Origin of the sequence: Streptomyces cyanogenus, assembly GCF_017526105.1 — a bacterium.
In the GTDB taxonomy this organism is placed as follows: domain Bacteria; phylum Actinomycetota; class Actinomycetes; order Streptomycetales; family Streptomycetaceae; genus Streptomyces; species Streptomyces cyanogenus.
Genome location: NZ_CP071839.1, coordinates 1,818,463 through 1,836,445 on the forward strand (window position 1 = coordinate 1,818,463; position 17,983 = coordinate 1,836,445).

At 72.9% G+C, this 17,983-nt stretch carries 18 protein-coding genes and 1 riboswitch; of the genes, 5 read left to right on the forward strand and 13 right to left on the reverse strand.

All coding sequences use genetic code 11. The features are described from left to right. Positions 1-3: 3 nt before the first annotated feature. Genes hisG through S1361_RS08060 form a run of 6 tightly spaced genes read right to left on the reverse strand, consistent with a single transcriptional unit; the run spans position 4 to position 4,255 of the window. Positions 4-852, reverse strand: coding sequence for an ATP phosphoribosyltransferase (gene hisG, locus S1361_RS08035; protein ID WP_208031154.1), 849 nt, complete (start codon positions 850-852; stop codon positions 4-6). A 51-nt stretch (positions 853-903) separates the two neighbouring features. Further along, entirely contained in the window at positions 904-1,176 is a 273-nt protein-coding gene (locus tag S1361_RS08040) for a phosphoribosyl-ATP diphosphatase (RefSeq protein ID WP_007491392.1), read from the reverse strand. 34 nt (positions 1,177-1,210) lie between these two features. Further along, positions 1,211-1,696: a 6,7-dimethyl-8-ribityllumazine synthase gene (gene ribH, locus S1361_RS08045; protein WP_208031155.1), complete on the reverse strand. Its 486-nt coding sequence runs from the start codon at positions 1,694-1,696 to the stop codon at positions 1,211-1,213. 23 nt (positions 1,697-1,719) lie between these two features. After that, entirely contained in the window at positions 1,720-3,012 is a 1,293-nt protein-coding gene (locus S1361_RS08050; RefSeq protein WP_208031156.1) for a bifunctional 3,4-dihydroxy-2-butanone-4-phosphate synthase/GTP cyclohydrolase II, read from the reverse strand. Further along, positions 3,009-3,650 carry a nicotinamide mononucleotide transporter family protein gene (locus S1361_RS08055; protein WP_208031157.1) on the reverse strand — a complete coding sequence of 214 codons (642 nt, stop codon included), beginning with the start codon at positions 3,648-3,650 and terminating at the stop codon, positions 3,009-3,011. The genes S1361_RS08050 and S1361_RS08055 overlap by 4 nt, the downstream gene beginning before the upstream one ends. Beyond that, positions 3,647-4,255, reverse strand: a complete 609-nt coding sequence (locus S1361_RS08060) for a riboflavin synthase (protein ID WP_208031158.1) — start codon at positions 4,253-4,255, stop codon at positions 3,647-3,649. Before S1361_RS08060 ends, S1361_RS08055 begins: the two co-directional genes overlap by 4 nt. A 162-nt stretch (positions 4,256-4,417) precedes the next feature. After that, positions 4,418-4,548, reverse strand: a riboswitch (FMN riboswitch). Between the two features lie 343 nt (positions 4,549-4,891). Between S1361_RS08060 and S1361_RS08065 the strand changes: the two genes are divergently transcribed. Continuing rightward, on the forward strand, positions 4,892-5,656 hold the full coding sequence (locus tag S1361_RS08065; protein ID WP_208031159.1) for an SDR family oxidoreductase: 765 nt from the start codon (positions 4,892-4,894) through the stop codon (positions 5,654-5,656). Further along, positions 5,653-6,024, forward strand: a complete 372-nt coding sequence (locus tag S1361_RS08070; RefSeq protein WP_208031160.1) for a hypothetical protein — start codon at positions 5,653-5,655, stop codon at positions 6,022-6,024. Before S1361_RS08065 ends, S1361_RS08070 begins: the two co-directional genes overlap by 4 nt. 170 nt (positions 6,025-6,194) lie before the next feature. Here the strand turns inward: S1361_RS08070 and S1361_RS08075 are convergent, their stop codons facing one another. Next, positions 6,195-7,502, reverse strand: coding sequence for an ROK family transcriptional regulator (locus tag S1361_RS08075; RefSeq protein WP_208031161.1), 1,308 nt, complete (start codon positions 7,500-7,502; stop codon positions 6,195-6,197). A gap of 115 nt (positions 7,503-7,617) precedes the next feature. Between S1361_RS08075 and S1361_RS08080 the strand changes: the two genes are divergently transcribed. Beyond that, positions 7,618-8,832, forward strand: a complete 1,215-nt coding sequence (locus S1361_RS08080; RefSeq protein ID WP_208031162.1) for an MFS transporter — start codon at positions 7,618-7,620, stop codon at positions 8,830-8,832. Here S1361_RS08080 and S1361_RS08085 read toward each other — a convergent pair. After that, the gene (locus tag S1361_RS08085) at positions 8,792-9,250 is read right to left on the reverse strand and encodes an acyl-CoA thioesterase (RefSeq protein WP_208031163.1); all 459 of its coding nucleotides are present in this window, start codon (positions 9,248-9,250) and stop codon (positions 8,792-8,794) included. The genes S1361_RS08080 and S1361_RS08085 overlap by 41 nt on opposite strands. Positions 9,251-9,564: 314 nt before the next feature. Between S1361_RS08085 and S1361_RS08090 the strand changes: the two genes are divergently transcribed. Together S1361_RS08090 and S1361_RS08095 are read left to right on the forward strand one after the other, a co-directional pair. Further along, on the forward strand, positions 9,565-10,980 hold the full coding sequence (locus S1361_RS08090) for a uracil-xanthine permease family protein (protein ID WP_208031164.1): 1,416 nt from the start codon (positions 9,565-9,567) through the stop codon (positions 10,978-10,980). A gap of 76 nt (positions 10,981-11,056) precedes the next feature. Further along, positions 11,057-11,743: a DUF5995 family protein gene (locus tag S1361_RS08095; RefSeq protein WP_208031165.1), complete on the forward strand. Its 687-nt coding sequence runs from the start codon at positions 11,057-11,059 to the stop codon at positions 11,741-11,743. Between the two features lie 74 nt (positions 11,744-11,817). Here S1361_RS08095 and S1361_RS08100 read toward each other — a convergent pair whose 3' ends face one another. The 5 genes from S1361_RS08100 to S1361_RS08120 all read right to left on the reverse strand — a co-directional run bounded on the left by S1361_RS08100 (position 11,818) and on the right by S1361_RS08120 (position 17,942). Then, positions 11,818-13,515: a flavin monoamine oxidase family protein gene (locus S1361_RS08100; RefSeq protein WP_208031166.1), complete on the reverse strand. Its 1,698-nt coding sequence runs from the start codon at positions 13,513-13,515 to the stop codon at positions 11,818-11,820. A gap of 50 nt (positions 13,516-13,565) precedes the next feature. After that, entirely contained in the window at positions 13,566-14,354 is a 789-nt protein-coding gene (locus S1361_RS08105; RefSeq protein ID WP_208031167.1) for a carbon-nitrogen hydrolase family protein, read from the reverse strand. A 238-nt stretch (positions 14,355-14,592) separates the two neighbouring features. Then, positions 14,593-14,973, reverse strand: a complete 381-nt coding sequence (locus S1361_RS08110) for a DUF742 domain-containing protein (RefSeq protein ID WP_243769120.1) — start codon at positions 14,971-14,973, stop codon at positions 14,593-14,595. A 7-nt stretch (positions 14,974-14,980) separates the two neighbouring features. Beyond that, on the reverse strand, positions 14,981-15,409 hold the full coding sequence (locus tag S1361_RS08115; protein ID WP_208031168.1) for a roadblock/LC7 domain-containing protein: 429 nt from the start codon (positions 15,407-15,409) through the stop codon (positions 14,981-14,983). Further along, on the reverse strand, positions 15,399-17,942 hold the full coding sequence (locus S1361_RS08120; RefSeq protein ID WP_208031169.1) for a sensor histidine kinase: 2,544 nt from the start codon (positions 17,940-17,942) through the stop codon (positions 15,399-15,401). The genes S1361_RS08115 and S1361_RS08120 overlap by 11 nt, the downstream gene beginning before the upstream one ends. Between the last annotated feature and the right edge of the window lie 41 nt (positions 17,943-17,983).

Consider the following 17,983-nt stretch of genomic DNA (forward strand, 5'->3'; position numbering starts at 1 on the left):
CCTCTACAGGCGGCAGGCGTGGATGGCCGTGGTCAGGATGGCGCGGGCGCCGATGGCGTAGAGGTCGTCCATGATCCGCTGGGCCTCCTTCGCCGGAACCATGGCGCGGACCGCGACCCAGCCCTCGTTGTGCAGCGGGGAGACGGTCGGGGACTCCAGGCCGGGGGTGAGCGCGACGGCCCTCTCCAGCTGCTCGACCCGGCAGTCGTAGTCCATCATCACGTACGTCCGGGCGACCAGGACGCCCTGGAGACGGCGCAGGAACTGCTGGACCTTGGGCTCCTCGGCGTCGGCGCCGGTGCGGCGGACGACGATCGCCTCGGACTTCATGATCGGCTCGCCGAAGACCTCCAGACCCGCGTTGCGCAGGCTGGTGCCGGTCTCCACGACGTCGGCGATCACCTCGGCGACGCCCAGCTCGATCGCGGTCTCCACGGCGCCGTCCAGGTGGACGACGGAGGCGTCGACGCCGCTGTCCGCGAGGTGCTTCTGGACGATGCCCTCGTAGGAGGTGGCGACGGTCCTGCCCTTGAGGTCCTGGAGGCCGTCGGCGGTGCCCGGCTTGGCGGCGAAGCGGAACGTGGAGCGGGCGAAGCCCAGCGGCAGGATCTCCTCGGCGTCGGCACCGGAGTCGATCAGCAGGTCACGGCCGGTGATGCCGATGTCGAGGCGGCCGGAGGAGACGTAGATCGCGATGTCGCGGGGGCGGAGGTAGAAGAACTCGACCTCGTTCTCCGGGTCGACGATGCGCAGCTCCTTGGACTCGCGGCGCTGCTGGTAACCGGCCTCATGCAGCATCTCCGCCGCAGGGCCGGACAGTGAACCCTTGTTGGGGACGGCGATGCGCAGCATGAGGTCGGCTTCCTTTGCTCGTTCTCTACGGGATCGGGTGCGGGGTACGGCTTACAGGTGGGCGTACACGTCGTCCAGGGAGATGCCGCGGGCGACCATCATCACCTGGACGTGGTACAGCAGCTGCGAGATCTCCTCGGCGGCCGCTTCCTTGCCCTCGTACTCGGCGGCCATCCAGACCTCGGCGGCCTCCTCGACGACCTTCTTGCCGATGGCATGGACGCCCTTGCCGACCAGCTCAGCGGTGCGGGAGGTGGCGGGATCGCCGTGGGCGGCCTTGTGCTGGAGCTCGGTGAAGAGCTCCTCGAACGTCTTCTTGGACATGGTGAGCCCCACCCTACGCGGTGCAGCCGACTCCCTAGTGCCAGGGTTCGGATACTGAGCGGAGCGTGGCCGCCGTCGCCACCGCGGCCGTCACCGCCTCGTGGCCCTTGTCCTCGTTCGAGCCCTCCAGACCGGCCCGGTCCAGGGCCTGCTCCTCCGTGTCGCAGGTGAGCACGCCGAAGCCGACGGGGACACCGGTCTCGACGGAGACCTGGGTGAGGCCCTGGGTGACGCCCTGGCACACGTAGTCGAAGTGGGGAGTGCCGCCCCGGATGACGACGCCGAGGGCGACCACCGCGTCGTAGCCGCGGCCCGCGAGGACCTTGGCGGCGACCGGCAGCTCGAAGCTGCCGGGGACCCTGATCAGGGTCGGCTCGTCGATGCCCAGGTCGTGCAGGGCGCGCAGGGCGCCGTTGACCAGACCGTCCATCACCTTCTCGTGCCACTGCGCCGCGATGACGGCGACCCTGAGGTCGCTCACGTTGCGTACGGACAGTTCCGGTGCACCCTTGCCGCTCACGTCTCTCCTAAGTGCTTTCTTGCTTACTGGTTGCCGCAGGTGGCCGGCACGGCGGGCGTGTCCAGCCAGGGCAGGTCGTGGCCCATCCGGTCCCGCTTGGTGCGCAGGTAGCGGAGGTTGTGCTCGCCGGCCTCGACCGGCATCGGCTCGCGGCCGGTGACCTTCAGGCCGTGGCGCAGCAGCGCGTCGGTCTTCTCGGGGTTGTTGGTCATCAGCCGGACCCCGCGCACGCCGAGGTCGGCGAGGATCTGCGCGCCGGCGCCGTAGTCGCGGGCGTCGGCGGGCAGGCCCAGTTCGAGGTTGGCGTCGAGCGTGTCGTGGCCCTGCTCCTGCAGTTCGTAGGCGCGCAGCTTGGACAGCAGGCCGATGCCGCGTCCCTCGTGCCCGCGCAGGTAGACGACGACGCCCCGGCCCTCGGCCTGGATGCGTTCCAGGGCGGTGTCCAGCTGGGGGCCGCAGTCGCAGCGCAGGGAGGCGAAGACGTCGCCGGTGAGGCATTCGGAGTGGACGCGGACCAGGACGTCCTCGCCGTCGCCGATCTCGCCGTGGACGAGGGCGACGTGTTCGACTCCGTCGACGGTGGACCGGTAGCCGTAGGCGGTGAAGGTGCCGTGCCGGGTGGGCAGGCGGGTCTCGGCCTCGCGGCGGACGGTGGGCTCGCTGCCGCGGCGGTAGGCGATCAGGTCCTCGATGGAGATGATCGTCAGGCCGTGCTTGCGGGCGAACGGGATCAGCTCGGGCAGGCGCAGCATCCGGCCGTCCTCGCCGGCGATCTCCACGATGGCGCCGGCCGGGCGCAGCCCCGCGAGCCGGGCGAGGTCGACGGCGGCCTCGGTGTGGCCGTTGCGGACCAGGACACCGCCGGGCCTGGCGCGCAGCGGGAAGACGTGGCCGGGCCGCACGAAGTCGGTGTGCTCGGCCGCGCCGCTCGCGAGCAGCTGAAGCGTGGTGGCACGGTCGGAGGCCGAGATGCCGGTGCTCACACCGTGCGCGGCGGAGGCGTCCACGGAGACGGTGAACGCGGTCTTCATCGACTCGGTGTTGTCCTCGACCATCTGCGGCAGCCGCAGCCGGTCCAGCTCCTCGCCCTCCATGGGGGCGCAGATCAGGCCGCGGCACTCGCTCATCATGAAGGCGACGATCTCCGGGGTCGCCTTCTCGGCGGCGATGACGAGGTCGCCCTCGTTCTCCCGGTCCTCGTCGTCGACGACGACCACCGGGCGGCCGGCGGCGATGTCGGCGATGGCCTGCTCGACCGGGTCGAGTGCGAAGCTCTCGGTGTCGTCGGTGTCGTACAGCAGCGGTGCCGAGGTCATGCCGGCGCTCCTTCCAGTGCGGGCTGCGGGCCCCGGCGGGAGCGCAGCCACCAGTCGCGCATGCCCCACAGGACGAGTGCGCCGTAGATGACGTAGACGAAGCCGGAGAAGGCGTAGCCGTTGGCGAAGTTGAGGGGGACGCCGACGAGGTCGACGAGCAGCCAGGCGAACCAGAACTCGACCATGCCCTTGGCCTGGGCGTACATCGCGACGATGGTGCCGACGAAGATGTAGGCGTCGGGCCAGGGGTCCCAGGACAGCTTCGGGTAGGCGGTGAAGAGCAGGGCGACGGCGACCGTGCCGGCGGCCGCCGCCGCGAGCATCGCCGCGCGCTCGGGCCAGGTGGCGAACCGGGGCGTGATGTGGCCGTCCGAGGACCGGTCCTCGGTGCGCTGCCACTGCCACCAGCCGTACAGGGCTACGGCCATGACGACGGCCTGCTTGCCGGCGCTGCCGGTCAGGTGGCCGTAGAAGGCGGCGAAGAGGACGAGGCCGGAGAGGAACTGGACGGGCCACGTCCACAGGGAGCGGCGCCAGCCCAGGGCGAGGGTGATGAGGCCCAGGATGTTGCCGACCATGTCGGACCAGATGATGTGCTGGCCGAGGAGGGTGAACGCCTCGGAGTTCATCCAGTTCACTTGGTGTCCCCCTGCGCACGGTCGCCGAGGAGCCGCTCGACGTACTTGGCGATGACGTCCACTTCGAGGTTGACCGGGTCGCCGGGCTGCTTCACGCCGAGCGTGGTGAGGGCGAGGGTGGTCGGGATGAGGCTGACCGTGAAGTGGTCGGGGCCGGCGTCGACGACGGTGAGGCTGATGCCGTCGACGGTGATGGAGCCCTTCTCCACCACGTACCGGGAGAGTTCGGCGGGAAGCGAGATCTTGACGATCTCCCAGTTCTCGGAGGGCTTGCGCTCCAGGATCTCGCCGGTGCCGTCCACGTGCCCCTGCACGATGTGTCCGCCGAGGCGGGCGCCCACGGCGGTGGGGCGTTCCAGGTTGACGCGGGAGCCGGCCGTGAGCGCGCCGAGGCTGGAGCGGTTCAGGGTCTCGGCCATGACGTCGGCGGTGAACTCGTCGCCCTCGTGCTCGACCACGGTGAGACAGACCCCGTTCACGGCGATGGAGTCGCCGTGCTGCGCGCCCTGGGTCACGATGGGGCCGCGGAGCCGGAAGCGGGAGGCGTCGCCGAGGTTCTCGACGGCGGTGACCTCACCCAGCTCTTCGACGATTCCGGTGAACACTTCCCGGGTCCTCCTGCCTCTTCGGGCACGGACTCCGGGGCCTGTCGATGACGACAGAATGTACGGATGAGCACACACCGGGGGCGTCGCCGGAACGGACGCGCCCGAACACGGACGGGTCCCGATACGGCGGCGCGCACACGGAAGACGCATGCCCGCCCGCCGCGCACTGCCTCCCATCCGGACTTTAACCGTCGGTCCAGGAATTTCACCTGGTCAACCGGCCGCTGGAAGCGACCGGGTCGCGGACTGTAACCGCCGGTTCGGACTTTCACCGACCCCGGAGTGCGCTGCTTCTGGTACAGGGCCAGTGTGCCACGCCCCTTACTCGTCCAGGCGGGTGAACGGTGTGGGTTCGCTCACAGTGCGTACCGCTTGTTTCGCGTGGTGCGACCGTGTCGGCCAACTGGCCGGAACCGGAGGAGCGTTGAGGCGGTCCGGACCCATTGACCGCTATGGTCTAGTCCTTTTAGGGTGCGGACGGGCCCGGCGGCGGTGACGACGGCCCTTGCCCTCCGCCGGGCCGCCAGGGTTCCTGGCCGGACCGTGTCACATTTCCGGGGCGCCGTTCCGTCACAGGTGACGTGGGGCGCTCCGCCGGGGAGTGCCCCGGTGTCCGAGGGGACGGAGAAAGGCATGACCACGATCCTGGTGACCGGCGGAACCGGAACGCTCGGCCGGCTCGTCACGCAGCGGCTGCGGGCGGACGGGCAGGAGGTACGGGTGCTCAGCCGGCGCACCCGGCCGTACGCCGTCGACCTGCGCACGGGCGGTGCCGGCCTGGACGCGGCGCTGGCCGGCGTGGAGACGGTCGTGCACTGCGCGAGCACGCCCCGGGGCGGCGACGAGCAGGCCGCCCGGAATCTGATCGCGGCGGCCCGGCGGGCGGGGGTGGGGCATCTGGTGTACATCTCCATCGTCGGCGTGGACCGGGTACCGCTCGGCTACTACCGGAGCAAGCTCGCCGTGGAGCGGCTCGTCGAGGAGTCCGGGCTCGGCTGGACCGTGCTGCGGGCGACCCAGTTCCACGATCTGGTGGTCACGCTGCTCCAGGGCCTGGCCAAGCCGCCGGTGCTGGTGGTTCCGGCGGGGGTGCCGGACCAGCCGGTCGAGGTGGCCGAGGTGGCCGAACGGCTGGCGGGGCTGGCGCTCGGGGCGCCGGCCGGGCGGGTGCCGGACATGGCAGGGCCCGAGGTCCGTACGTTCGACTCGCTGGCCCGCGCGTATCTGCGGGCCACGGGCCGGCGACGGCCGGTGGTGCGGGTGCCGCTGGCCGGAAAGACGTACCGGGCCTTCCGCGCGGGAGGACATCTGGCGCCGGAGCTGGCGGTGGGCAAGGTGACCTTCGAGGAGTACCTGGAGCGGCGGTTCGGGAAGGGGCCGGTACAGTCGCCCGCATGACGGCACCGGTGATCCGCGCGATCGAGTGGGACGGGACGGCCTGGGACGACCCCACGGCGGACCAACTCCACGATCTGCTGGCCGACATGAGTCTGACCTGGCGGTACGTCATCGTCGAGCGGCTGGACCGGGAACCTGCCGGGGGGCACTACATGCAGGTGTACCTCAACGACGATCTCAGCTACCAGGTGGAGTACCGCGAGGGCGGCCCGGACCGGCACTTCCAGGCCCGGGTGCCCCGCGAGAGCGACACGTTCGCCGTCGAGCCCGTGGCCGAGGTGGTGCAGGCCTGGGCCTTCGGACGACCGGGCTGGCGCGAGGCACTGCCCTGGACCCCGTGGCGGCCACCGGAGCCACCGCGGCCCTGAGTTCACCCGCCGGACCACTCGGGCGGCGGGCACACTCGTCCTGCGCCCACGCCTGGCGAACAGGCGGCAGCCGGAAGCGGCGGCTCCGAGGCCACCCGCCCGCCGGCGCGGGCCGCGCGCACACCACACCCGGCGCCCGCTCCCGGGCGGGCGCCACCGCGACCCCGAGGTCACCCACCCGCCGGCCCGGGCGGTGCGAACAACTCGTCCTGCGCCCGCTCCCGCGCGGACAGAAGGGCTCCGCGCAGTACGGCCGTGCCGCCGAGGGTGCTCGCGCGCACCTCGGTGACCAGCGGCGACATCCGCCGCAACCGCTCCTCCACCAGCCCGGCCAGCACCGCTCCGCCGGCCTGCCCCACCTCCCCGCCGAGCACCACACAACCGGGGTCCAGAACGGCCACCACGGAGGCGACACCGACAGCGACCCGATCGGCCAGGGCCCGCAGGAAGCGAGCGGCGGGGCCTTCCTCGGGCGCGGTGCCGGCATCCGGCGGTCTGCGTCGGCGCGCAGCGACAGAGCCAGGGTCGTCCTGCGCCCCCGCCGACCCGGACCGGCCGGCATCCCCGGGCACCCCGGTCACCTCCGCCACAGCCGCCCGGACCACCTCCGCCGCCGCCGCGCCGTCCGGTGAAGGCGGGGTCGGGAGGGCGTGCCGGGATGCCAGCGTGAGGATCGCTGCCGCGCCGGTCAGGGAGTGGAAGCCGCCGCCGCAGTCGGTCGCCGCGGGGAGGGCGTCCGTGCCCGGGACCGGGAGGAAGCCGATCTCGCCGGTGCCGCCGGAGGCCCCGCGGCGCAGGGTGCCGTCCAGGACGACCGCGGCGCCGACGCCGTGGCCGAGCCAGAGCAGCACGAAGGTGTCCCGGTCCCGGGCCGCGCCCTCGCTCTGTTCGGCGAGCGCGGCCAGGTTGGTCTCGTTCTCCACGCTGACCCGGGCGCCGGGCAGCCGGTCCTGGAGGGCGGCGGCCAGGCTGCGGTGCCAGGCGGGCAGTCCCGCGGAGTCGCGCAGGTCACCGGTGGCGGGGTCGACGAGACCGGGCGCACCGATGCCGACGGTGTGCAGCCGGTCGGCGCCGGCCTCCTTCAGCGCCCGTTCCACCGCCGTCATCGCCTGCTCCACCGCGGGACCGGTCCCGGTGTCCCCGCCGATCGGCACGGACGTCTCGGCCAGCACCCGCCCGAGCAGGTCGGAGACGAGGACGAGGACCCCCTGGGTGCGGACGTCGAGCGCGGCGAGGTGGGCGCGGTCGGCGACGATGCCGTAGAGCCGGGCGTTGGGTCCGCGGCGCCGGGCACCGGCCTCGCCGACCACCGTGATCAGCCCGGAGGCCGTGAGCCGGTCGACCAGGTCGGCGACCGTCGGCCGGGACAGTCCCGTCAGCTGCTTCAACTGCCCTGCCGTGAGCGGGCCTTCCTGCTGCAACAGCCGCAGGGCCAGCCGGTCGTTGATGGCCCGGGCGGTACTGGGTGATGCGGGCATGACGGGATCCTCCCAGATCGCCTGCGCTGCAACCGCTATTTATCAGGCAGGGTTCCTGATAGTTTACGGCGGGTTGCAGCTGGCGCGGGGCCGGGCACTCCCGGGGAGGGGCAGCATGGTGAGTGACGTGACGTACGCACCCGAGGGGGTCAGGCGCGCCCGGTACGCCGTGGCGGCCGTGTTCGCCGTGCACGGCGCCGTGACCGGCTCGTTCGCGACCCGCGTGCCGTGGGTCCAGGAACACGCCTCCCTGAGTGCGGGCCAGTTGGGCTTCGCGCTGGCCTTCACGGCGTTCGGCGCCTCCTGCGCGATGCCGCTGGCGGGCCGGATCAGCCACCGCTTCGGCAGCCGTACGGCGCTGCGCGGGCTGCTCGCGCTGTGGACGCTGTCCCTGGTGCTGCCGTCGATCGCACCGAACCTGCTCACCCTGTGCCTGGCGATGTTCACCTACGGCGCGTCCTCGGGCATGGCCGACGTCGCGATGAACGCGCTCGGCGTGGAGGTCGAGCGGCGGCTCGACAAGTCGATCATGTCGGGTCTGCACGGCCTGTGGAGCGCGGGCGCGCTGACCGGCTCGGCGGCCGGCACCCTCGCCGCGCATCTCGGTGCGGACGCACGCCTGCACTTCGCGCTCGCCTCGGCCGTCCTCACCCTGCTCGGGTTCGTGGTGTGCGCCTGGGTGCCGGACCTCCAGCCCGCAGAGGACGAGGAACCGCCGCCGCGGTTCGCGCTGCCCCCGCGCTCGGCGCTCCTGATCGGCGCGGTCGGATTCTGCGCGGTGTTCGCGGAGGGCGCCAGCCTGGACTGGTCGGCGGTCTACCTGCGGGACCGGCTGGGGGGTTCGGCCGGGCTGGCGGCGGCCTCCACGACCGGGTTCATGCTGACCATGGCGGTGGCCAGGATCGCCGGGGACGCGGTGGTGAACCGTTTCGGCGCGGTCCGCACCGTGCGGGCCGGCGGGGTCCTGGCCGGGCTGGGCGGTCTGCTGGTGGTGCTCGCCGGCCATCCGGCGGTGGCCATGGCCGGGTTCGGCCTGATGGGCCTCGGCATCGCGGTGGTCGTCCCGCTGTGCTTCGCGGCGGCCGGGCACGCCGGCCCCAACCCCAGCCAGGCGATCGCGGGCGTGGCGACCATCACCTACACCTCGGGGCTGATCGCGCCGAGCCTGATCGGCGGGGTGGCCCAGGCGACCAGCCTGGTGGTGTCCTTCGCGGTGGTGACGGTGCTGGCCTGCGGGCTCGCGGCGTTCGCGGGCGTGCTGCGCACCGCCGAGCGCGGTGGCGGCGAGGTCAGCCGGCGGGCTTCAGCAGTTCCCGACCCGCGGCCCTGAAGGTCTCGCTCCAGGGCGCGGGGCGCAGGGTCTCGGCGTCGAGCCGGACCAGCACCCGGGTGCCGTGGGCGTAGGTCCGGGTCCCGTCGGCCGAGCAGAAGCGGAAGCCGTAGGTGACTCCGGTGGTGCCGAGCCGTTCCAGCCAGAGGTGGACGGCGTAGGTGCCGGGGCTGGTGACCGGGGCCTCGTAGGTGATGCGCAGTTCCTTGACCGCGTTGCAGGCGTCGCCGGCCGCCGCCCAGTCGCCGTCGAAGCGGACGCCGTGCCCGTGCCACAGTTCCGCCCACGCGCGCTCCACCATCAGGGGGTAGCGGGCGTTGTGCAGCAGCCCGAGCGCGTCGAGGTCGTCGAAGTGGACGGTGACGGGAATCAGCCGGCCGTGGGAGACGGCGGGGGCGGTCGGGGCTTCGGCGGTCACGGGAAGGGCTCCTGAGCAGCGCGGGCGGGGTGACGACACCCCCGTACCCGATCATACTAAGCGACCGCTCAGGAGCCCGGCGGAGGAGACCCGGGACAGCGGGCAGGGCCGGCCGCGACCGCCGCCGACCGGCCCCACCCTGAGCCGGAGTTCCACCGGTACGCGGCGACCGGAGTCGGCGACCCCACGCGGTCCGGGACCGGGATCAGACAGCTGAACGTGGTTCACGGGTAAGCCCTCGTGAGCGAAAAGCCGCTTGACACCCCTGACAATGGTTCGGACCTCTTCACGTACAGAGAAAGCGAAACCCCACCATGGACCTCGGCGTGCGCTGGAAGCTGCACGGGGACGGGCGCACGCCCGCGCCCGGAGCGGTGGTACGCCCCGACGAACGGCTCTCCTGGCCCCGCACCGTGGGCCTGGGCGCCCAGCACGTGGTCGCCATGTTCGGCGCCTCCTTCGTGGCCCCCGTGCTGATGGGCCTGGACCCGAACCTGGCGATCATGATGTCCGGCGTGGCGACCATGATCTTCCTGCTCGCCACTCGCGGCCGGGTGCCGAGTTACCTCGGCTGCTCCCTGTCGTTCGTGGGCGTGGCCGCCGTCATCCGCGCCCAGGGCGGCACCAGCGCGACCGTGACCGGCGCGGTCCTCGTCGTCGGCGTCGTGCTGTTCCTGGTCGGCCTCGCCGTGCAGCGCTTCGGCGCACGGATCATCCATGCCGCCATGCCGCCGATCGTCACCGGCGCGGTCGTCATGCTGATCGGCTTCAACCTGGCCCCGGTGACCGCCTCCACCTACTGGCCGCAGGACCAGTGGACGGCCCTGCTCGTCATGCTCTTCACCGGCCTGGCGGTGGTCTGCCTGCGCGGATTCTGGTCCCGGATCGCGATCTTCCTCGGCCTGGTCTTCGGGTACGGCATCTCCTGGGCGTTCGACCGGATCTTCGGCCGGATCCACTCGATGAGCCCGAGCGGCAAGGTCACCGACCACTGGCGGCTGGACCTCTCCGACGTCTCCAAGGCCGACTGGATCGGTCTGCCGCACTTCCACGGGCCGTCCTTCCAGTGGTCGGCGATCCTGGTCGCGCTGCCGGTGGTCATCGCCCTGGTCGCCGAGAACACGGGGCACGTCAAGGCGGTCGGCGAGATGACCGGCGACCCGCTGGACGACAAGCTCGGCACGGCGATCTCGGCGGACGGCGTCGCCTCCGTGCTGTCGACGGCCGTCGGCGGGCCGCCGAACACCACCTACTCGGAGAACATCGGTGTGATGGCCGCGACCCGCGTCTACTCCACCGCCGCCTACTGGGCCGCCGCCGGGTTCGCGCTGCTCTTCGGCGTGTGCCCGAAGTTCGGCGCGGTCGTCGCCGCGATCCCGGGTGGTGTCCTCGGCGGCATCACCGTGATCCTCTACGGCATGATCGGCCTGCTCGGCGCGCAGATCTGGCTGCACGCCGGGGTCGACCTGCGCAACCCGCTGAACCTGGTGCCGGCCGCCGCGGGCATCATCATCGGCGTCGGCAACGTCACCATGAAGTTCACCGACACCTTCTCGCTCAGCGGCATCGCCCTCGGCACCCTGGTCGTCATCACCGGCTACCACGCGCTGCGCGCCTTCGCCCCGGCCCATCTGAAGCAGCAGCAACCGCTCCTGGACGAGGGCACCTCCGCCTACGACGGGGATGCGGACGCGGAGGCGGGCACGCAGGCGCCGCGCGCCGAGCCGTAGCCCGGGGTTCCCCCGTTCCGGCGAAGCACCGGGCCGGTCGGCACGCCGGCCGGCCCCGGGCTGGGACCCTTCCCCCATGGTCCAGCCGGTACACCTCACCGCCCCCGTCGACGCCGTCGTCGCGCGGATGCGCGCGCTGGACGCGGCCCTGCCCGCACGGGACGGTGTCGCCGTGTTCAACCGCGTCTACCTCGCCGTCACCGAGGAGATCGACCGCCGCCTCGACGCCGGGGAGTTCCCGGACCCGCGCGCGGCCGCCGCGCTGGACGTACGGTTCGCCGAGCGGTACCTGGCCGCGGTCGACGCGGCGGCCGCCGACCGCCGCCCGCCCGCCTGCTGGCGGCCGCTGTTCCAGCTCCGCCGCCATCCCGGCGTCCGGCCGCTGCAGTTCGCGCTGGCCGGTATCAACGCCCACATCGGGCACGACCTGGCGCTGGCCGTGATCGACGCCTGCCGGACACTCGGCTGCGAACCGGCCGACCTGGAGGACGAGTTCGACCACGTGGGCGATCTGCTCGTGTCGCTGGAGGAACGCATCCGCGAGGATCTGATGCCGGGCCCCGACCTGCTCCAGATCGCCGACCCGCTCACCCATCTGCTGGGCTCGTGGAGCCTGGAGCGGGCGCGGGACGCGACCTGGGCGGCGGCCCGGGCGCTGTGGGCGCTGCGGACTTGCGCCGACGTGGCCGAGGAGTTCACCGAACGGCTGGACGCCGCGGTGGGATTCGCGGGCCGGATGCTGCTCACACCGCTCGCCGGCTGAACGGGGCACCGGATTGGAAAAGGCGCGGGCGGCCGGAGTCCGGTCCGGCCGCCCGCGCCTCGTTCTCTCCCGGGTCAGTCCTCGGGAAGCTCCACCGGCGCGATCTCGTCGTAGACGTCGCCCGGGCCCGGGTTCGCCGCGTCGGTCGTGCCGCCGAAGTGGTGCATGACGCCCCACACCGCGTTCAGCGCGGTCTGGACGGCACCCTCGGCCCAGCCGGCCGTCCAGGAGATGTCGTCGCCGGCGAGGAAGATGCCCCGCTTGTCCTCGGGCAGCCGGTCCTGCATGAAGTGCGTGAACAGGCGCCGCTGGTAGCGGTAGTGGCCGGGCAGGTTGGCCTTGAACGCGCCCATGAAGTAGGGCTCGTTCTCCCAGGAGACCGTCACCGGGTTGCCGATGATGTGCTTGCGGATGTCGACCTTCGGGTAGATCTCGCCGAGCGACTTCAGCATGACCTCCATCCGCTCGTTCGCGGACAGCGGCAGCCACTTCAGGCTGTCGTCGCACCAGGTGTAGGACAGACAGATCACGGCGGGCTTGTCCGGGCCGTCGTCCAGCAGGTAGGTGCCGCGGGTCATGCGGTCGGTGAGCGTCATCGACATGACGTCCCGGCCCGTCTCCTCGTCCTTGTCCAGCCAGAACGGCCGGTCCACGGGCACGAAGAGCTTGCTGGACTCCATGTAGTGGGTGCGCTCGATCGCGGTCCAGTGGTCGATCGGGAACAGCGAGTCGTCGCACTGGATCTTCGACAGCAGCATCCAGGACTGGGCGGTGAAGATCGCCGCCCGGTAGGTGCGGATGTCGCCGTTGGCGTCGGTCACGGTGATCCGGTTGCCGGCGGTGCGGTGCAGCCGGGTCACGGCCGGCAGCGGCTTGCCGCCCTCGTGCAGCGTGGCGAGCGAGGTGCCGTACGGCCAGTGGACGATCTTCTCCGGCTCGCGCTCCCACAGGCGCAGCGGCAGCTGCTGCGAGCCGCCCACGATGCCGCGGTGGTGGTCGTCGGCCTCGGTGTAGACGACGCGGAGGATCTCCAGGATGGAGTTCGGGAAGTCGGTGTCCCAGCCGCCGGTGCCGAAGCCGACCTGGCCGAAGATCTCGCGGTGCCGGAAGGACTTGAAGGCCTCGGAGTCGCAGAGGAAGCCGTAGAAGGTCTGGTTGTCGAGCTTCTCGACCAGCTGCGCCCAGATCTCGCGGATGCGCGGCACGTCCCGCTCGCGCATCGCGCGGTTCATGTCGGAGAAGTCGGCACCCTCCTCCAGGCACTTGTTCCAGGCCTCGGCGACGTCCCGGTACACCTGGGGCAGGTCGTCGATCGTCTCGGCGTAGTGCGACTCGCCCTTGAGGTCGACCACGGTCGACGGGGTCGCCTCGGCCAGCGGGTTCGGGAACGGCTTGGTCTCCAGGCCGACCAGGTCGATGTAGTGCTGGAGCGCGGTGGAGGACGGCGGGAAGCGCATCGCGCCCATCTCGGCGGTCAGCGAGTCGTCGCAGCCCTCGAAGCCGACGGTGCGGAGCCGGCCGCCGATCTGGTCGGCCTCGTAGACGACGGGCTTGAGGCCCATCTTCATCAGCTCGTAGGCGGCCACGATGCCGGACAGGCCGCCACCGATGATCGCGACCTCGGTGCCGTGCTCCGTCGCCGGGATCTGGCCGAGGCCGGCCGGATGGGCCAGGAAGTCGTCGTAGGCGTACGGGAAGTCCGGGCCGAACATGGTGATCGGCGGCTGCTGCTCGTCGGTGTGCTCGACGGCGTTGGGCACCGTGGACGTCATGGGGTACGGACTCCTTGCGCGGGGGTGGTTCGGGGGGAGGCTCGGGGCGTTCAGACGAGGGACCCGTACAGACCGGGGCGGCGGTCCTTCAGGTACGGGTTCGCCTCGCGCGAGGCGGCCAGGAAGGCGGGGTCCACGTCGGCGACGACCAGCTCCTCGCCGCGCCCGGCGCGGGTGCGGGCGATGCCGTCGGGGCCGGCGAGGGCGGACAGTCCGAAGAACTCGAACTCGCCCTCGTGGCCGACCCGGTTGACGTACGCGACGTACATCTGGTTCTCCCAGGCACGCACCGGCACCATCGCCTCGGCGACGAACTGGAACGGGTGCATGTTCGCCGTCGGCACGACGAGCAGGTCGGTGCCGGCCAGTGCGTGGGCGCGGGCGTTCTCCGGGAACTCGACGTCGTAGCAGATCATGAGGCCGACGGTCAGGCCGCCCAGCCGGGCCTGGACGAGCGACTTCTCGCCCGGGGTGAAGTGCTCGCGCTCGGCGCAGCCGAAGAGGTGGGTCTTGCGGTAGTTCGCGAGGCGGGCGCCGTCGGCGTCGATCAGCTGGGCGGAGTTGTAGACGGTCTCGCCGTCACGCTCCGGGTAGCCGTAGACGATCGCGATGCCGTGCCGGCCGGCGGTCTCGGCGATCACGTCGGCCGAGTCGCCGTCGGCGGGCTCGGCGAGCCGGGCGATGTCGTCGCCGATCGCGTACCCGGTGAGGAACATCTCCGGCGCCACGAGCAGCGCGGCACCCGCGGCGGCGGCCCGGCCCGCGGCCTCGTCGAGGACCTTGAGGTTCTCGACGACGGAACCGGGGCGGCCGGAGCTCTGGAGCAGGGCGGTGCGCATGGGGCATCCTCACCGGAACGCAGGGTTTTGGGGGTCAGGAAGAAGGTACGGTCGGCGCGCTCGGCCGGACAAGCAGGAGCCGTTGCGCGCCGGTGCGCGGTTCGTTGCGCGCAGCGGGGGTCGGACGGCGATTCGTTGCGTGCCCCCGTCCGGCGGCTGGGCCCGCACGGCGAGCGGGCCCGCGCCCACGCGCCGGCGATCGCGCCGAATCATGCCCGTGACCTGCGGGATCGGCCGGCTACAGCTCCCGCAGCCGCTGCACGATCTCGCGCAGCAGCCCGGGGTCGGCGCCCGGCCCGGCGACCGGCAGGCGGCGGGGCGCGTCGACGCGGATCAGGCCGGCCTCGGCCAGGTCGCCGAGGAGGACGCGGACGACGGTCAGGGGCAGGTCGGCGTCCGCGGCCAGCTCCGCCACGGGTCGGGGGCCGCGGCGGATCAGGGCCAGCAGGGCGGCCGGGGCGTGGTCGAGGGCGGCGGCCGGTTCAGCGGTGTCCAGCGCGGTGACCCGGGACATCAGGTCCAGGGTGTGCCCGCCCCCGGGCCGGGTACGGCCGCGGGTCACCGTGTAGGGGCGCACCATCGGCCCGGCCTCGTCCTCGTACCAGTGCTCGTCGCTCACCGTGGGATCACGGGGTGGTGCGGCCGGCGGCGTCCAGGTGGCGGCCGAGGCGACGGACCAGCAGGGCCATCTCGTGGGCGAGCTGGCCGACGTCGGTACCGGCCTCGCTCAGCACGGCGAGCCGGCTGCCGTGCCCGGCCGGGGTGATGAAGAGGTAGGCGTCGTCCAGCATCACCATGGTCTGCCGCACCTCCCCCGCGGCGAACCGCTCCCCCGCCGACCGGGCCAGTCCGTGGAAGCCGGAGCAGACGGCGGCCAGGTGCTCGATGTCCCGCCGGCGCATGCCCTCCGAGCTGCTGAGCGCGAGGCCGTCGGCGGTCAGCAGCACGGCCTGGCGGACGTGCCCGGTGCGGTCCACGAGGTCGTCCAGCAGCCAGCCGAGATCCGTACCGGGCCTTCCCGCGAGGCGGTCCTTGTCCTGCTCGTCACCGTGCATCGTCGGTGTCCGTCCCTTCGTCGGCGGGGTGGGTCGCGGTCTCCACGTCGTCCTGGAGGTCACGGGACACGGGCAGGCCCTTGCGCCCCCGGTCCAGGCCACGCTGGAAAGCCCCGAAGATCGCCCGCATCTGCTCGGCATCGACCTCGCGCCCCACCTCGCCGTCGTCCCGGACCGGCTCCTGCCGCAGCCCGGCCGCGAGCGAGGCCTGCCGGACGCGGGTGGGGAGGCCGGGGACGACTGCGGGAGGCGCCGAAGCGCCGGGCGCGCTCCGGGTCCGGGCGCCGGCATCCGGCTCGGATGCGGGGGGCACAGGCGCCGGCCGGGCTCGGTCAGGCGCGGTTCGTGGCCGGGTAGCCGCCTCGGCGTCGGGTTCGGAGGGCGCAGGCATCGGCCGGGCTCGGCCGGGCCCGGTCCCGGGCCGGGTGGCCGCCTCCGCGTCGGGTGCGGAGGGCGCAGGCACCGGACGGGACAGGCCGGGCGCCGTGGCCGCCTCCGGGGCATGGGCGGAGGGCGCCGGTGTCGGCCCGGTCCGTCGCCGTGCCGGCAGGTGCCGCACGACGCCCCCGGGGGCTTCGGCGGGTCCCGGCCGGTCCGGTGACCGGTGCCGTGGTACCCCGTCGGCCGGCTCGGCCAGGACCGTCGCGGGCAGGCGGACCACCGCCGTCGTGCCCCCGTAGGGCGAGTCCCGGAGGGTGACCTCGATGGCGTGGCGGGCGGCGAGGCGGGCGACGACGTACAGGCCGAGGCGGTCGTGCCGGGTGGGGTCGAAGGCCTCGGGGTCGGTGAGGGTCCGCTCGGCGGCTGCGCGCGCGTCGGCGTCGAGGCCGAGCCCGCGGTCGTCGATCTCCACCACGAACCCGCTGCCGACCCGCCCGGTGCGCAGGGTCACCTGGGTGTGCGGCGGCGAGAACACCGTGGCGTTCTCCAGCAGCTCGGCCATCAGATGGACGACGTCGGCGACCGCGTCCGCCACCACCCCCACCTCGGGCATCGGCGGCACGACCACGCGGGCGTAGGACTCGATCTCGCCGACGGCGGAGGCGACGACGTCCGCGACCGGCACGGGCCGGCGCCAGCGGCGTCCGGGCGTGGCCCCGGAGAGGATGATCAGGCTCTCGGCGTGCCGGCGCATGCGGGTGGTCAGGTGGTCGATGCGGAACAGCTCGCGCAGTACGTCCGGATCGTCGGTGCGCCGCTCCAGGGTGTCGACGAGCTTCAGCTGCCGGTGCACCAGCGCCTGGTTGCGGCGCGCGATGGTGAGCAGCACCGCGAACTGTCCCCGGCGCAGGGTGGCCTGCTGGACGGCGGCCTCCACGGCGGCCAGCCGCGCGGTGTTGAAGGACCGGCCGACCTGCCCGATCTCGTCGTCGCGGACCTCGTCGGCGGCGAGCGGCGGCGCCTCGGCGACCGCGTCCACCTCCTCGCCGGCGCTCAACCGCCGCATGACGTCCCGCAGTTGCCGCGTGGTCAGCACGTCGGCGGCGTCCCGCAGGGTCTCCAGCCGACGGGAGATCCGCCGCGCCCCGCGCACCGCGAACCACAGCGAAAGCGCCACGGCGGCCAGCCCGGCCGCGCCCACGACGGCCGCCTTGGTCAGCTCCCGGTAGGCGAAGGCCCGGCCGCGGGCCGCCGAGTTCTCCGCCGAGCGCGTGCACAGCCGCATGTACCGCCGCACGGCCTGGTCGGTGGTCGACCGCCAGGTGTCCGCCGCGACGGCCTTGCCGGCCCCGGCGGCACCGGCCCGCAGCAGCGCGTCCTCGCCGCGCACCAGGGAGCGGTGCAGTTCGCCGCGCCGGAACTCCTCGAACAGGGCGCGCGAGTCGGCGGGCAGGTCGGGCACGTAGGTCCGCTCGAAGACGCGCCGGTCCTCGATGGTCGCGGTGAGGGTGTCGTACTGCCGGTCGGTCAGCGTGCCCGCCGCCCGCGCCCCCGCGACCAGGGCGTCCTCCCGGGACACGAACTCGCGGACCCGGACCAGCTCGATGACGACCTGCGCCTCGCGGGCGAGCTGCCCGGCCTGGAGGGCGGTGAGCGTGGACTGCACGTCGAAGCCGGGCTCCACGAGCGCGCTGTACTCGTCCACGGCCCGGTCCCAGGAGATGCGCCGGGACAGCACGAGCGAGCGGAGCTTCTCGAGCCCGTCCGCCGCCGCGACCATGGTGTCCAGGGCCTGCCGCTGCCGCCGGGTGAGCCGGTCGCGGTCGCCGCCCTGGACCGCCTGCCGCATGGCGTCGACGGCCCGGTCGGTACGGCGCTGCTGCCCGAGCAGGTCGCCGGCGGCGGCCGGGCCGGGGCGGGCGCCCAGGTAGGCGGCGGACATCCGGCGCTCGATCTGGATCTGCCCGATCGCGGTGTCCACGGGGGTGCCGAAGTCCTCGTACACCCCCTGGAGCCGGACCAGCGCGCGAAGTTCGGCGGTGACGGACACCATGGCGAAGCTCCACAGCGCCATCAGGGCGACGGCCGGGGCGAGCGCGAGCGCCACGATCCGCGCACGGACGGTGGTGGGACGGCCGAGGGGCCAGCGCATGGAGTACCTGCCGGTGTTACCAGTCAGTAGAAAGTGCGCAC